We start from the raw sequence: 15,251 nt of genomic DNA, 5'->3' as shown, positions 1-15,251 counted from the left end.
AAAGCCTGGGCCAGCGGAATCGAGCTTCTTGAGAAGTTCGCTAACACCCTTGAGGAACATCGTTTTGGAATCTTAAACTACTTTGATCATCGGATGACAACAGCAAGGGTGGAAGGACTCAATAATAAAATCAAGGTGCTGAAGCGCCAGGCATACGGATATCGAGATATGGATTACTTTAAACTGCGGCTATACTTCCTTCATGAGACCAGGTACGCATTAGTCGGATGAGCTAGAAAAATTGCCTTGCCTTTGAGGAGTTCCTCTTATTCCGATAGGATCGTTCAGAAAAATCAATTTCTGCCATGATGCGTCCCCGAAAAATAATTCTTCACAAAAAAGATTTTTTGATAATATATCAACAAGTATTTTTGCTTTGATGTCATGCTATTTTATCGAGAGCTTGCTGTCAAGGATTGTTTGGTTTAACTTATAAAAATAAAAAAGGATGGAAAAATGGTCAGATTTCCAAGAAGATTTTTTCCAAAGTTAACGGCTCTGTGTTTCTTATTGATGTTTCTTCTCATGGTGACACATGCCTTTTCTGAAGAGGGGACATCTGAAATCCGCGGCAAGGTTCTTGCGTCCGATGCCAGAACTCCCATTGCAGGAGCCACAGTCAAGGCTTACCACATCGCGTCAGGCAAGCTCTTCAACAGCATCCCCACCGATGCTTCAGGGTCGTATTCACTGAAGCATCTCCCCTATGGCTATTATGATATTGCGGTGGAAACGGAAGAAGGGCTCTTCATTTCGACTCAGGCTCTCAATATTGCTCCCAACACGAAGACTTCCATCTCCTTTGCCATAAGCTCCTTTGAAGAGCAGCCGGCAGAATGGTGGGAGGGAAAAGAGAAGCCTCAGATTCCAGTGCTCAAGAAAGAATCGACCGGGATCGCCAGGATTCTGGAGAAGAAAGGTGCCAAGGCGTTCTTCAAGAGTGGCAAGGGAGTCGCCACGATTCTGGCCGGGTCCGCTGCTGCGATTGGCATTGCCATCGCTGCTGGTGGAGATGATGGCAGACAAAGTCCTTACTAGGCATAGGGTGTCTTCGAAATGCGATCAATACGGGCCAGCAATTTCTAAAAATCTTTTGATCGCATGTTCAAATCTTTTATTTTAAACGGTCCCCCGCGCTCCTTGACGATCCAGTTGGATGGCAAGAGACCTAAGCACGCACTCTGAAATTGCCATTTTCGGTGAAAATACCGATCTGCTGGATGAGAGGAGCCTCTTCCCAAGAGATAACAATAAAATCCCGCCTCTCTGATGCCCTGAAACATCCAGGCATATTGCTGCTTTCTTACTTCCTCTGGGCCATTTGAATGAAAAGATCGAAATCCCCGTGGCAGAAAAAGCAGGGTTGTCAAGCCTGGGCTTCATTTGAATTTTTCTAGACGGGAATTATATTTAATTGAGAAACTTGAGTTCCTGGGTTTGAATCATATGGGAGCGATGATGATAAGAAAATCGAAGATTCCTTTGATTCTCATCACCACGGTTTTTCTCTTATCAGCGGTCATCTTTCTTGCCTTTGACTTGCAAAGGAAAAGCAGAGATGAGATCATCAAGGACTTCAAGGATTACGAGCTCCTCCTGGCCCAACAGATATCAACAAACATACAGAATTTTCTCATGGCCAGGAGGCATGGTCTGAACTTGCTCTCTTCGTTTCCCAGCATTCAACGTCACGAAGACCAGGAGATGGAAACCGACATTCATGATTGCTCCTCCTATTTCAGAAAGCTCTATATCAAAGATGTTTTCATCATGGATGAAAGGGGGCATCTGGTCTTTTCATCCGGCAGGACTTCCATCGATGTGGAGAATCTGAAAGAACATTTCTGGGGCTGGGCTCAGAAGAGTGAACATATAGAAAAGATACAGGTCTTCCACTGGGGTGAGACAGCAGGACCATCGGATTTTGGTCCCCAGGAAAAAAAGAAGTATTTAAATCTTGCCCTGGCCAAGCCTTTATATCTGGATGCCCAGGATCAGGGTCGTTCCGCCGCCAGGCAAAAGTTCAATGGTGTCATTGTGATGGTCCTCGACATGGAAAGATTCCTCAGGGAAGTCGCTTTAGATTTAGGCTTGAGAAGAAGTTTTGATGCGTGGATCATCGATTCCAAGGGAATCCTCCTCTTCCAGGTCCGTCACCCGGAGATGCAATTCAACAGCATTCAACAGGTCCAACCAGAGTGTTATCGATGTCATATCTCTTTTGACTATGTCGAACAAATCGTTCAAAAAAGCCAGGGGACGACCGTCTACCGCATGAATGGGGAGCCAGAGAAACTGGCCTCCTTTTCACCTATGGAATTTGAAAACGCCAAATGGATCGTTGTATCTAGCAGCCCTTACAGTTACGCCATCGCTTTCCCCAGGAAGATGCTTAAAGAAACTTTTCTTCTGATCACGGCGATCGTCCTGATCCTTTCATTCGGCTCTCTTGTCTTCTATAGAAATTATAAAGAAACCCTCGCCTCCCGCGCCCTGGCCAAGCACTGGAAGGAGAGGGCAACACTCAAGACGCAATGGAAAAAGGCGGAAGAAGCCTTGAAAAAACTCTCCAACGCCATCGAGCAAACAGCCGATATGGTGCTCATCACCGATGCGAAGGGAATCATCGAGTATGTGAACCCCTCCTTCAAGTTGATCACGGGATATACCCGGGAGGAAATCATTGGAAAGACTCCGGCCATCTTGAAATCAGGAAAGCATGATCAGCCGTTTTATGAGCGCTTATGGAAAACGATTCTCTCCGCAAGGACATACAAAGGAATCATCATCAACGCCAAGAAGAATGGCGAGCTATTTTATTCGGAGACCACCATCACGCCTGTTCTTGATGATAAAGGGCGAATCACGCACTTCGTGGCGACGAATAAAGACATCACGGAGCAGAAACATCTTCAGGAAAAAATTTCCAGCATCTATGACCTGAGCCGGAAAATGATCACCCTCCTCAATGAGGAACAGATCATCCGCACGATCCTCGAGACCGCCCGGAAGATTCTGAATTTTGAAGTGTGCGATTTTCTCCTCGTTGATGACAATAAACAGGAATTGGTCGTCTTCGACAGCACGGAAATTTTCCCCATCGCCAAGGGGTTTCGAATTCCCATTCATACGGGCAAGGGAATCACCGCTGCTGTGGCTCGATCGGGGGAAGCCATCAACCTTCCAGATACCAGCCTGGATGACCGATATATCCCCATCAGATTTCAAAAAGGTTCAGAATTGTGTGTTCCGGTCAAAGTCAAGGAGAAGGTGATCGGCGTCATCAATGTCGAAAAGGGCGAGCTTCGAGCTTTTGATGAAGAGGATGAGCTCCTCCTTTCGGAGCTGACCTCCCAGGCCGCCATCGCCATGGAAAATGCTCACCTCAACAAAACGATCATACGAGCCAAAGAAGAATGGGAACGGACCTTTGATTCGGTCTCTGACCTCATCGCGATCATCGACACCGATTTTCGCATCAGGCGGGTGAACAAAGCGATGGCCGACCGCCTTGGTTATACTCCAGAAGATATGGTGGGAATGAAATGCTACGAAGCCATTCACAAAGAAAAACAACCGCTGGACTTCTTCCTCCACCCTCAACTTCTGGTCGATGACCGGGAACATCAGGTGGAATACCATATAGAGTCATTGGGCGGAGATTTCATCATAACCGCTTCACCCATCTATGACGACCAAGGGCAGGTTATGGCATTTGTCCATTTGGCCCACGATATCACCATCCGCAAGAAGGCGGAACAGGCCTTGCAGCAAAAGAGCAAGGGCGTTCAATTGCTTCAGGAAGCCGCGATTGCAGCTAACATGGCCTCTTCAGTGGAGGAGGCGATTCAGACAGTTCTCGATAAGGTCTGTGCTTACTCCGGCTGGCCGATCGGACATGCCTATATCATTAAAGAAACAGAAGGCAAGCTCATTCCCAGCTCTCTATGGCATTTCCAGCATCCTCAGCGTTTCGAAACATTCCGGAGGGTCACCGAAGAGACAAGCTTTGCTCCCGGAGTCGGACTGCCTGGCCGCGTCTGGTCCAGCGGGAAGCCGGCATGGATCAAAGATGTCAACAAAGATCCGAATTTCCCCAGAGCGAAGCTTGCCAGGGATATCGGAGTCAAATCTGGTTGCGCCTTTCCCGTCTTGATCCGAACGGAAGTTGTGGCCGTTCTGGAATTTTTCTCAGAGCAGGAAATGGAGCCCGATGAGTCGCTGATGCAGATCATGGTTCCTATCGGCACCAATCTCGGGAGGGTGATGGAACGCAAGCGGGCAGAGGATAAGCTGCAAAAATCGGAAGAGAAGTATCGCACCATTTTCGAAAATGCCGTCATGGGGATATTCCAAACAACCGTGGACGGGCATTACATCACCGCCAACCCAACACTGGCGCGGATCTACGGATATGACTCCCCTGAAGAATTGATGGAATCGCTCAAAGATCTCAATCATCTTTATGTCAAACCGGGCCGCCGCGAGGAGTTCATCCGATTGGTGGAAGAAAACGACTCCATCTCGAGGTTTGAGTCGGAGGTCTATCGCAAAGATGGCTGTGTGATATGGGTGTCAGAGGACGCACGCGCTGTCCGGGATGACCGGGGCCACCTGACCGGATTCGAGGGGACGACGGTGGACATCACCGAGCACAAGATCGCTGAAAAGGCTCTTCGGGAATCGGAGGAGAAATACAAGGCGGCTGTGGAGGAATCCCTGATCGGCGCTTACATCATTCAGGAGGGAATGTTCAAATTCGTCAACAAGCGCTTATGCGAGATCCTGGGCTATCGCTATGATGAGATCGTTGAGAAACTTAGCCCTCTCGATCTGACACACCCCGATGATAGAGAGGTAGTTCAGACAAATATTGAAAATCGCTTGAGAGGAGATATCAAAACCGCAGAGTATGAAATCAAGGCGATCAAGAAAAATGGGGAGATCATCCCGATCAGAGTCCTTGGCAATGTAGCATCCTACAAAGGCAAGCCCGCCATCATTGGAACGATGCTCGATCTCAGCAAAGAAAAAATCCTCGAGATTCAATTGATGCGCTCGCAAAAAATGGAGAGCCTGGGTCAACTGGCAGGCGGCATCGCTCATGACTTTAATAACATTCTCGGTATCATCAGCGGGTCCCTGGACATCATTCAAAACAATGACCTCCAGGAAAAATCCAAAAAATTGATCAATATGTCGATGGATGCCGTAGCGAGAGGCTCTGAAATTGTCAAGCGCCTCCTTCTCTTCGCCAGGACGGAAGAGGCCAAGCTCATCCCTGTTTCTCTTCCTCTCGTTATTGAAGATACGGTCAAAATCCTGGAGCACACCTTCGAAAAAAACATCTCCATCAGGACGAACATCCAGGATTCCAATGCTTTCATCATGGCCAATAAGGAACAACTGATCCAGGCCATTTTGAATATCTGTATGAATGCCAGGGACGCCATGCCCTCCGGAGGAACCCTCGATATCAGCCTAAAGGGAATCCATCAAAAAGAATTGTTGCAGAGGTTCTCTGAAGTTCCTCATGAAGAATACTTCGCTCTGCACATTTCCGATTCCGGCGTGGGCATGGATGATTGGACAAAGGAACATATCTTTGACCCATTCTTCACCACCAAAGAAAAAGGGAAAGGGACCGGATTGGGGCTCTCCATCGTTCATGGGATCATCACCAGACATAAGGGGCTCATTGATGTGAGAAGTGGCCGCGGGATGGGAACCACCTTCTCCCTGTACCTGCCTGAGGCCTCGTTACCTTCGGAAGCCCCAGCCATTTCAGGACAAGAGGGGGAAATAGAGGGAGGGCGCGAAACGATTCTCATCGTCGAAGATGAAGAGGCTTTGAGAGAAGTGTTGAGGGAACTGCTCATTCCCCTTGGATATCGTGTCCTCGAAGCTCAGGATGGAATGGAAGCCATCGCTTTGTACAAAGACAAAGCCTCTTCGGTCGACCTCATCATTCTCGATATCGGTTTGCCCAGGGTCTCTGGGGACCAGGTCTTTGTCAAATTGAAAGAGATCAACTCCCAGGTCCATGTTCTGGTCGCCAGCGGTTATCTGGAAACTCCTAAGAAAACGGACCTCATGAAGCTCGGCGTGAAGGCTTTCCTCCAAAAGCCTTACACCCTCAGGGAAGTGGCCATAACGGTTCGAAGGATCATGAACGAGCGCCAGAAAGAAATGGTTCCACAGATGTAGCTCTTCCTGAGGAATATCCGCTGAGCTTTGCCTTGTCATTGCCATGACATTGATAGGAATTTCTTTTTTCTATTCAGTGGCATGTTGTCAACTTTTCCCCGATTCATCCACTCTTGATGCTGGTCAACTTCTCCGGATAATGTATATACCTGTAGAAAGATGATTGTCAAGAGGGAACGAGCAAGTGGAATCAGGGATGGATAGGGAAGCAAAGGGGAGAGAAGAGGCCGGAATGAGGCAAACTTTTCCTCAAGAAAGAATCATCCATTCATTCCTCAAGGGAGAATCACCCCGTCAAAAGATATCCGCTGGTGCGCCTTCTGGCTCGATGATGTGGTGAACTCCTTGAGGAGGGGGAGGGCGCACGGAAATAAATAGCTGGTTTGCGGGAAGAGGTTCTCTGTGCTACCTTAGCGAAGGAGGTTTTTATGGCAAAGCATAGGATTGCATGGTTACCAGGAGACGGAATCGGTGTGGAAGTCCTCGAAGCGGCAAAGATTGTTCTCGATAGACTGAAGCTCGATGCCGAATACATCCATGGTGATATAGGGTGGGATGTCTGGTGCGGGGAGGGTGATGCACTTCCCCGGCGCACCATCGACCTGTTGAAGAATGTCGATGCAGCGATGTTTGGAGCCATCACGTCCAAACCTGTTAAAGCTGCGGAAGAAGAGTTGTCCACGGAACTAAAAGGTAAGGGGCTTGTCTATCGGTCTCCAATCGTCAGGATGCGCCAGCTCTTTGACCTTTATACCTGCCTTCGTCCCTGCAAAGCCTATCCAGGCAATCCTCTCAATTATAGAGAAGGAATCGATCTCATCGTCTTCCGTGAGAACACTGAGGATCTATATTCAGGAGTGGAATTCAACGCCGTGCCGGCCGAACTTGTCGAGGTCCTCTCAAAACATTCAGTACCATTTGCCGCTTTCAAGGACTTGCCACATGACCGATACGCAATCTCCTGCAAGATCAACACGCGCAAGGGGTCCGAAAGAATTGTCAGAATGGCTTTCGAATTCGCAAGAAAGTTCGGGCGCAGGAAAGTGACCATAGTCCACAAGGCTAATGTCGTCCGCGCAACGGATGGTCTCTTCCTAGAAGCAGCTAGAGATGTGGCAAAGTCCTATCCTGAGATCCTGTTTGACGAAGCCAACATTGATGCCATTTGCATGTGGCTTCTGAAGAATCCGTTCAACTATGACGTTCTGGTGGCTCCGAATCTTTACGGAGACATCATCTCCGATCTCTGCGCGCAGTTGGTGGGCGGACTTGGATTCGCTTGTTCCGGAAACATCGGAGACAGGCTCGCCGTCTTCGAGCCAACACATGGCTCGGCCCCGAAGTATGCCGGTCAATACAAAGGCAATCCCATCGCCACGATCCTGGCTGCCAAGATGATGCTGGACTGGCTCGGTGAAATGGAAAAGGGTGATCAGATCGAGAAAGCTGTCGCGGCCGTAATAAGAGAAGACAAGGTCAGGACCTACGATATGGGTGGAAGCAGCACGACGCTGGAAATGGCTGATGCCATCACCTCTAAATTATAGAGCAGCTGTCTAGAGGACACTGCAGACATATTTCAATACAGTGAGCATCGAGGAGAAAACATCAATGCATGAGAACGATACCAGTATAGTGATCCATGATGTAGGCATGAGGGATGGGCTTCAGGTAGAGAAGCCGATCGTCCCTACTGAACTGAAGATGAAATGGATACAGAATCTGATTGAATCAGGAGTGGATATCATTCAGATCGGCTCGTTCGTTCATCCTGAGAAAGTTCCGCAGATGGCAGATACGGACAGATTGTTCGCGCATCTTGCATGGCAAATCAGGCAGAATTCAAGAACAGCAATTGATCCCGGATTGATATCAGATCAACAAACGAAACCGGATTCTGAAACGAAGCAGGGCTCTGTGGTTCTATCCGGTCTGGTATTGAATGAGAGGGGACTCGAGCGAGGGATGGCCTGCGGCGTGGAGCTCTTCTGCATGGGAATTTCGGCAAGCGACACCTACAGCAGAAAGAACACAGGGATGAGTTCCGGGGAAGCTTTAAAACGAATCCTCGTCATGGCGAAAAGGGCACTCGATGCAGGGAAGAAGGTCCAGGTATCGGTCCAGAACGCCTTTGGCTGCAGCTATGAAGGACTTGTTCATGAAGAAGCAGTTCTCAAAATCGCAAAGCAGTATCTTGATGCCGGACTGAAGAACATCAGCCTGGCGGACACGTCCGGTCATGCCCACCCGCAGCAAGTCGAGCGCTTGTTCGATACCGCAATGAATCAAGGAGCGAAGTCGGGCCAGGCAGAGTTCGCCTGCCATTTTCACGAAACATACGGACTGGGGCTTACAAATTGCTATGCTGCTATGAAAACGGGAGTCAGATACTTCGAAACCTCTTTCGGCGGTCTCGGGGGTTCCCCATTCTCAGCCAGGTCGAGTGGGAACATATGCACTGAGGATTTCATCTACTTTCTCCAGCGGATGAACCTGCGCCTGGATGTTGATCTCGACAGGATAATCGAGATCACGAAAGATGCCAGCCAGTTTCTTAACCGTGCGCTTCCAGGCTTCCTGCACAGAATCGGCCGGCTCCCGATACAATCCGCACAAGAGAGCTAATAAAGAAAAAAGCGCATGGGACAACATAAGCGTAATATGAGACTTTGAAATGAAGATACTATCGGGAATACGCATCATAGATCTGACGAATGTTCTAGCGGGACCATTCGCCACGATTCATCTGGCGCTCCTCGGTGCAGAAGTCATAAAGATTGAGAATCCATCCGGCGGAGACCTTGCCCGCAAACTGGGAGCGGCTCCCAATCTCAACAAGCAACTGATGGGGACGAGCTTCCTCGCACAGAACGCCAACAAGAAATCGCTGACCCTGAACCTGAAGTTGGATGAAGGGAAGGATATCTTCCGAAAGATCGTCAAGACGGCGGACGTCGTCGTTGAGAATTTCCGTCCTGGTGTCATGGAACGCCTGGGCCTCGGCTACGAGAGACTGCGAGAGATCAATCCCAGTCTTATCTACTGTGCCATCTCGGGATTCGGGCAGACAGGACCGGACGCCTTCAAGCCTGCTTATGACCAGATCATCCAGGGACTGAGCGGAGTCATGGCGATCAATGGAGATGAGAGGCTAAATCCTCTGCGCTGCGGCTTTCCAGTATGCGATACTGTCGGTGGACTGAATGCGGCTTTTGCCATCATGGCTGCCATGTTCCATCGTGAGAGGACCGGAGAAGGTCAGTTCATCGATATTGCGATGATAGACTCCATCATGCCCCTGATGGGCTGGGTCGCTGCCAATCTTCTGATCGGAAAGAAGCAGCCGGTTCTGATGGGGAATGACAACTTCACGGCGGCTCCTTCTGGGACCTTCCGCACGAAAGACGGCTACATCAACATCGCCGCCAACGAGCAGAAACAGTGGGAGGCTCTAACCGATATCCTGAACCTGGCCTGGCTTAAGAGCGACCCGCGCTTCCAGGAACGGGACACGCGAAAAGCCAATCGTAAGGAATTGACGCCTATTCTCGAAGAGAAGTTGATGGAAAAGACAACGACGCACTGGGCCGAGGTCCTCAATGAACGGGAGATCCCTTCCGGCGAAATTCTGAAGCTCGAAGATGCTCTGCTGCAGGATCAGATCAAGCACCGCGGGACGATCAGAGAAGTCAATGTGCCCGGCATCGGCGGAGTCAAGCTCTTTAACCTGAGCGCGAAGTTCGAGAAGACTCCTGGGAGTATCGATGCTCCGCCTCCTCGCCTCTCCGCCCACACCGAAGAGATCCTCACCGAACTGGGCTACACAAAAGATGAGATCGGAGCCCTGAGAGATAAGAAGGTTGTTTAGCAAATGATTTAGGATTTGGAGAGAGATATGGGAATGACAATGGTGGAGAAGATCCTGGCGAAAGCCACGGAACAATCTTCCGTCAAGGCTGGTGATCTCCTTGAGCCAGCGGTTGACCTCGCGATGTCTCACGATAACGCCGCCCTGGTTATCAACCAGTTCCTCGAGATATTCAGGGGAACTGGGCTCAAACCAGGAGTCTGGGATCCCTCAAGGATCGCCATCATCTTCGACCATCGCGTTCCCGCCGAGAGTTCGAAAACGGCGATCAATCAAAAGAGGGTGAGAAATTTCATAGCGGAGCAGGGCATCACGAAATTCCATGACATTCGCGGAGATGAAGGGGGCATCTGCCATCAGATCCTAGCAGAGAATGGCTACGTTCACCCGGGATGCCTGATCGTCGGAACCGACAGCCATACGACGAGCCACGGTGCGCTGGGCGCTTTCTCTTTTGGAATCGGCGCAACGGAGATGGCGTCTGTCTGGGCACTCGGGAAAGTCCTGAACATTGAAGTTCCGGGGACGATTAAGGTCGTCGTGAACGGTGCTTTCAGGAAGTGGGTTTCACCAAAAGATCTGATCCTCTATTTGATCGGAAAGATCTCGGCAGAGGGGGCAAACTTCAAAGTCATCGAATTTCATGGTCCAGCCATCAGGAAGATGTCAACTTCGGGACGATTGGTCCTCTGCAACATGTCCGTCGAGGCAGGCGCCACGTCAGGCATTGTTCCGCCCGATATAGAAACCATCCGCTATTTGAGAGAGGAAGCCGGGTTAAAAGAGATAATCCTCACTGATCAGACGGGTTTCTTTGGACCCGACGCAGATGCAATTTACGATAAGGTCATCGAGGTAGATGCTTCCATGCTGGAGCCCATGATCGCCTGTCCCCACACCGTGGACAACGTGAAGCCACTCCATGAAGTCGAGGGAAAGAAGGTTGATCAGATAGTAATAGGCTCTTGCACCAATGGGCGGCTCGATGATCTTGCCATCGCGGCGGAAATTCTCAAAGGGGAAAAGATTGCCCGAAGCGTCAGGATGCTCATCTTCCCTGCCTCGGCCAGAATTTATCGCCAGGCTCTTGAAAAAGGTTACATCGCTGACTTCTTGAAATCAGGCGCAGTCATCATGAACTCCGGCTGCGGCCCATGCCTGGGTGTGCATCAGGGAGCGCTCGCGGACGGAGATGTCGCTCTGGCAACAACAAATCGCAACTTCAAGGGGCGAATGGGGAATTCCGATGCGGAGGTCTATCTCTGTTCTCCTGCCGTTGCAGCAGCCAGCGCCATCACCGGCGTCATCACTTCTCCCGAAACACTCTTCATCGCCGTATCAAAAAACAAGAAGATTTCAAGAAACAGAAGATCCCAAGCAGAACTCTGAAAAGAGTGAGAAAGGAGCAAGCTAAATGCCCAGGGTCGTCTTGAGCTTAGGGGATGACATTTCGACTGACATCATCTATCCGGGAAGGTTCATGGCAACGGTTCTTCCATCAGAGACCCCGCAGTATGCCTTTACCGATATGGCCGAATTCAACGCGAAGCTCAGGAAGAAAGAGGTTCCTGCGGGAAGTGTCATCATCGCCGGTAAGAACTTCGGCTGTGGGTCCTCGCGGGAGCAAGCCGTTTCCTGCCTTAAAGGCCATGAACTCATCGTTATCGCGAAAGATTTTGCCAGGATATTTCTCCAGAATTCGATCAATCTCGGATTGAAGACCATCGTATGCCCAGGGATCGAAGCCTCGGAAGGGGATGAACTGGACATAACAGCCGATAAGGTCATCAACCGGGCGTCGGGCAAGCAATTTGAAATAGTACCTCTGCCTGCGGCACGCCAGGTCATCATAGACGCCGGCGGCCTCATCCCGTACACCCGCCAGAAACTTCTGCGCTAGATCATAAAAATGGCTGCGGGGAATTCAGGAATTTCCTGAATTCTGATAGACTATAGATGATTGAGATGGATTTTTGAATCATAATATAGAAGAAAAAAATGAAGAAGCTTGTAATAAGAATATGTTCGACATTCTTCATCCCCTCTCTCATTATCATCCTCGCTTTCGGCGCTCCGGCAAGAAAACCTGCCGCAAAGAAGAAGATCAACCTTGCGTTGAGGGATAAGCTCGCAGCCATTGCCTCATCCAAATGCCTCGTGAAGGCAAATGTCGGAATAAAGGTGGTTTCCCTCGATGACGGTGAAGTCATCTTCGAGAAGAACGCATATGAGCCGCTCATTCCTGCCTCCAATATGAAAGTCCTGACTTCTGCGGCTGCCTTTCACTATCTCAAGCCGGAATACACTTTCAAGACCGTCCTCTATCATGATGGACAGATCTCAGGCAAGACGCTCAAGGGAAACCTCTGCGTGAAGGGTTACGGCGCGCCCGATCTCGTAGGCGAGAATGTCTGGATCATGATGAAGGAGTTCTGCGAGTCGGGTATAAGGAGGATCGAAGAGGATATCATCGGGGATGACACCTACTTCGATTCGATTCCGAAGCCAGTGAGCTGGCCCGACAATGTTGATGACAACCCTTACGGAGCTCCTGTCAGTGCTCTTTCCTGCAACTATAGTTCCGTTCGTATCACCATCAAACCTGGACAAGCGGGAGGGAAACCGATCGTAACCCTTTTTCCATTTTCCGATTTCTTCAGGATCATCAACAACGCAAAGACCAATAACGGCAACAACAATCTCTTCATACGAAGGGTCTTCGAAGAGGGGGCAAACAGAATTCTCTTGAGCGGCTCCATCTCCTACCGCTCAGGGGAATTCAGCGAATACAGGAGCGTCGATAATCCAACCCTCTACACGCTCTCATGCATCAGAGAAACGCTCAGAGAATTGGGCGTCGAAGTCACAGGTACGATAAAAAGTGGACCGGTCCCATCGAAGGCAAGGCAGATTCTCGTGTTCAAATCGAAGCCTCTGGCTCAGATCGTCTACGACATGAACAAGAACAGCAACAACTTCATCGCCGAGATGCTCCTGAAGACGCTCGGGGCAGAAGTCATCGGTCAGCCAGGAACAACGGAAAAAGGCTGCGACGTGCTGAGGATGTTTCTGAGAAATTCTGGAATAGATACTTCTCGTATCGCTATCCTGGATGGCTCGGGACTGTCGAGGAGAAACCTCCTGACAGCAGATTGTCTCACGCATCTCCTTAAGTCCATGGATGAGAAATTTGGTGAGGGTTATGAGTTTGTCTCATCTCTTCCGATCGGAGGAGCCGACGGAACTTTGAGGAGGCAACTTTACAACAACGGCGTTGCAAGGAGAGTCCGTGGAAAAACGGGCTATATAAGCGGGGTCAAGTCTCTTTCAGGATACGTTGAAAACCTTTCCGGCGAGAGGTTCGCTTTTGCCTTTATCGTCAATTCCTCGAAGTGCGGACCTTACGACGTTCAGGAACAGATGGACAAGTTCTGCGAAGCCATCTCCTCCTCCAGTTCCTCGAACTGAAGAGGGTCTTTTTCACTCGGTGAGCAGGAAGACTTTGTCGCCAGGGTGGACTTTCTGGTTGACCTTCATGCCCACGGACTGGCCGGCTCTCGCTTCCGGGATATTCTCATGCTCTATCTGTATAGATTCCACTTTCTGATTGAAATCCTCGGAATGCCCTTTGATGTGGATTGTGTCCCCGACTTTCAGATCCGCGCTGAGTTCCAGGACTGCCACGCCGATCTTTCCGAAATAATGAGTGATCTTGCCGATCTCTTTTTCTGTCATGGCTTTCTCTCCCTCCGCCAAGAAAGAATCTCGCCCTGATTTTAACGCTTCCACCAGGAAAATTAAACCTTTTTTATTCAACCTGTACGAACTCGAACAAGACATTTAAAAAGCTCTATCTATATCAGGGAAGAGGCGGCGTCGATGGCTTTGAGGTTGAGTTTGGAGAACTCTCTCTTTTGTGTTCGCGATACGGCTTCTTTGAGCGCTTCGAGGGGGATGATACCTGTCTTCTTGAGAAAGGCGGTAACGGCATAGAGGGCAACCGACCTTCGGTCAACCTTCTCGGCTTCCTTTGAAAATGGAAGTGATATGATTTCTGCCTCCGTGCCCGACGGCTGGAGCTTGCTATCTATAATGAGGAGGGAACCCTTTTCCATTCTTTCGATCCTCGTCCTGACCTTTTTCAGCCCTTCGGGAGAGACGACGATCATGAAGTCAGGGATGGTTATCCCGACGTAGAGGATCCTTGCAGGGCTCAGCGACATTTCAGAAATGGAGTGTCCCGTCATGACGGTGATGGGATAGTCATCTCTCTGCGTCACCCAGAGTCCTGAAAGAACGGCCGCATATCCGAGGAATCCTGCCGAAGAGCGTATCTTTTGCCCTGCTCCGCCTGCCAGGATGAAATCTATCTTCTTATCGAGAGCATGCGTAAACTTCGCTTCAAAGCCTCTGTGCTTTTTTCCCCCTTCCCTTCTAAGACTCTCGTAAGCTTCCCTGTACCAGCGGCTGTATTCCATCTTCTCCTTGTGGACAAGGACCCCTGTTTTTAGATTCAGCTTTTCGAGCGTTTCCATTAAGCCCTTTTTGCTGAACCTGTTGTTCGGCACAAAGTAGGCCGTGCAGAGTTCCCAGATATCGACGATGGAGAAGCCCTCATAAGAGATAGCTTTAACAATGGTGGCGGAGAGATCGCTGTCGAAGACGGTTCCCCTTGCAACAAATCCGGCCCCGGCAGCACCGGCGATGCTGCAGAGATCCATCCCCATTTCGAGATTTCCGCCCGGTGGCGGCGTCGATGAGGTATAGAATCCAAAAGGGGTCGTCACGGAATGCTCCCCGCCAGTCATCCCAAAATTCATGTTGTTGAAGACGAGAAGAGTGATTCCGACGTTTCTCCTAGCGGCATTCAGGAGGTGCTGACCGCCAATGCCGGCTCCTCCATCTCCCATAAGCGCGATGACTGTCAGATCCGGATTGGCGAGCTTGAGCCCGGTCGCGTAAGTGATCACTCTCCCATGCAGGCCATGGAAGGTGTTCACGCGGAAATGCCTGTCCGATATCCCGATGCACCCGATGTCAGTTACAATTACCGTTTTTCTGGAATCGAGGTTAAGCGATTGCATCGCTTCATCCAGCTTGTTCAGACCAACTCCATGCCCACAGCCCGGGCAAAAAGAATACGGAAGCGACTCGGGAACTATGTAACTCATAATTC

General features: G+C 49.9%; 11 protein-coding genes. 9 read left to right on the top strand and 2 right to left on the bottom strand.

Annotated features, from left to right (window positions below; genetic code table 11):
- The 9 genes from AB1756_05750 to dacB form a co-directional block, all read left to right on the top strand.
- On the top strand, nucleotides 1-231 hold a 231-nt coding region (locus tag AB1756_05750), incomplete at its 5' end, for a transposase (GenBank protein MEW5806831.1).
- Between the two features lie 225 nt (nucleotides 232-456).
- Entirely contained in the window at nucleotides 457-1,038 is a 582-nt protein-coding gene (locus AB1756_05745; GenBank protein MEW5806830.1) for a carboxypeptidase-like regulatory domain-containing protein, read from the top strand.
- A gap of 417 nt (nucleotides 1,039-1,455) precedes the next feature.
- The gene (locus tag AB1756_05740; protein MEW5806829.1) at nucleotides 1,456-6,207 is read left to right on the top strand and encodes a PAS domain S-box protein; all 4,752 of its coding nucleotides are present in this window, start codon (nucleotides 1,456-1,458) and stop codon (nucleotides 6,205-6,207) included.
- Nucleotides 6,208-6,635: 428 nt separating this feature from the next.
- Entirely contained in the window at nucleotides 6,636-7,754 is a 1,119-nt protein-coding gene (locus AB1756_05735; protein ID MEW5806828.1) for an isocitrate/isopropylmalate dehydrogenase family protein, read from the top strand.
- A 64-nt stretch (nucleotides 7,755-7,818) separates the two neighbouring features.
- Entirely contained in the window at nucleotides 7,819-8,832 is a 1,014-nt protein-coding gene (locus AB1756_05730) for a hydroxymethylglutaryl-CoA lyase (GenBank protein ID MEW5806827.1), read from the top strand.
- Nucleotides 8,833-8,881: 49 nt separating this feature from the next.
- Nucleotides 8,882-10,075 carry a CaiB/BaiF CoA-transferase family protein gene (locus AB1756_05725; protein MEW5806826.1) on the top strand — a complete coding sequence of 398 codons (1,194 nt, stop codon included), beginning with the start codon at nucleotides 8,882-8,884 and terminating at the stop codon, nucleotides 10,073-10,075.
- 27 nt (nucleotides 10,076-10,102) lie between these two features.
- Entirely contained in the window at nucleotides 10,103-11,464 is a 1,362-nt protein-coding gene (locus AB1756_05720) for a 3-isopropylmalate dehydratase large subunit (GenBank protein ID MEW5806825.1), read from the top strand.
- Between the two features lie 25 nt (nucleotides 11,465-11,489).
- Nucleotides 11,490-11,975 (top strand): 3-isopropylmalate dehydratase, encoded by a 486-nt coding sequence (locus AB1756_05715; protein MEW5806824.1) that lies wholly within the window; start codon nucleotides 11,490-11,492, stop codon nucleotides 11,973-11,975.
- 98 nt (nucleotides 11,976-12,073) lie between these two features.
- Nucleotides 12,074-13,543 (top strand): D-alanyl-D-alanine carboxypeptidase/D-alanyl-D-alanine-endopeptidase, encoded by a 1,470-nt coding sequence (dacB, locus tag AB1756_05710; GenBank protein ID MEW5806823.1) that lies wholly within the window; start codon nucleotides 12,074-12,076, stop codon nucleotides 13,541-13,543.
- A 12-nt stretch (nucleotides 13,544-13,555) separates the two neighbouring features.
- On the opposite strand, the gene AB1756_05705 is transcribed toward dacB, so the two are convergent.
- Both AB1756_05705 and AB1756_05700 read right to left on the bottom strand, forming a co-directional pair.
- Nucleotides 13,556-13,810 carry a hypothetical protein gene (locus AB1756_05705; protein MEW5806822.1) on the bottom strand — a complete coding sequence of 85 codons (255 nt, stop codon included), beginning with the start codon at nucleotides 13,808-13,810 and terminating at the stop codon, nucleotides 13,556-13,558.
- A 119-nt stretch (nucleotides 13,811-13,929) separates the two neighbouring features.
- The gene (locus AB1756_05700) at nucleotides 13,930-15,246 is read right to left on the bottom strand and encodes a thiamine pyrophosphate-dependent enzyme (GenBank protein ID MEW5806821.1); all 1,317 of its coding nucleotides are present in this window, start codon (nucleotides 15,244-15,246) and stop codon (nucleotides 13,930-13,932) included.
- Nucleotides 15,247-15,251 lie beyond the last annotated feature (5 nt).

The organism is Acidobacteriota bacterium, assembly GCA_040752675.1.
Classification (GTDB): Bacteria; Acidobacteriota; Polarisedimenticolia; order JBFMGF01; family JBFMGF01; genus JBFMGF01.
This window is presented reverse-complemented; position numbering and strand designations above follow the sequence as displayed.

Excerpts from the sequence above, each read along its gene's own strand:
- AB1756_05745 (MEW5806830.1), top strand. The coding sequence starts at position 457 with ATGGTCAGATTTCCAAGAAGATTTTTTCCAAAGTTAACGGCTCTGTGT.
- AB1756_05740 (MEW5806829.1), top strand. The coding sequence starts at position 1,456 with ATGATGATAAGAAAATCGAAGATTCCTTTGATTCTCATCACCACGGTT.
- AB1756_05735 (MEW5806828.1), top strand. The coding sequence starts at position 6,636 with ATGGCAAAGCATAGGATTGCATGGTTACCAGGAGACGGAATCGGTGTG.
- AB1756_05730 (MEW5806827.1), top strand. The coding sequence starts at position 7,819 with ATGCATGAGAACGATACCAGTATAGTGATCCATGATGTAGGCATGAGG.
- AB1756_05725 (MEW5806826.1), top strand. The coding sequence starts at position 8,882 with ATGAAGATACTATCGGGAATACGCATCATAGATCTGACGAATGTTCTA.
- AB1756_05720 (MEW5806825.1), top strand. The coding sequence starts at position 10,103 with ATGGGAATGACAATGGTGGAGAAGATCCTGGCGAAAGCCACGGAACAA.
- AB1756_05715 (MEW5806824.1), top strand. The coding sequence starts at position 11,490 with ATGCCCAGGGTCGTCTTGAGCTTAGGGGATGACATTTCGACTGACATC.
- dacB (MEW5806823.1), top strand. The coding sequence starts at position 12,074 with ATGAAGAAGCTTGTAATAAGAATATGTTCGACATTCTTCATCCCCTCT.
- AB1756_05705 (MEW5806822.1), bottom strand. The coding sequence starts at position 13,810 with ATGACAGAAAAAGAGATCGGCAAGATCACTCATTATTTCGGAAAGATC.
- AB1756_05700 (MEW5806821.1), bottom strand. The coding sequence starts at position 15,246 with ATGAGTTACATAGTTCCCGAGTCGCTTCCGTATTCTTTTTGCCCGGGC.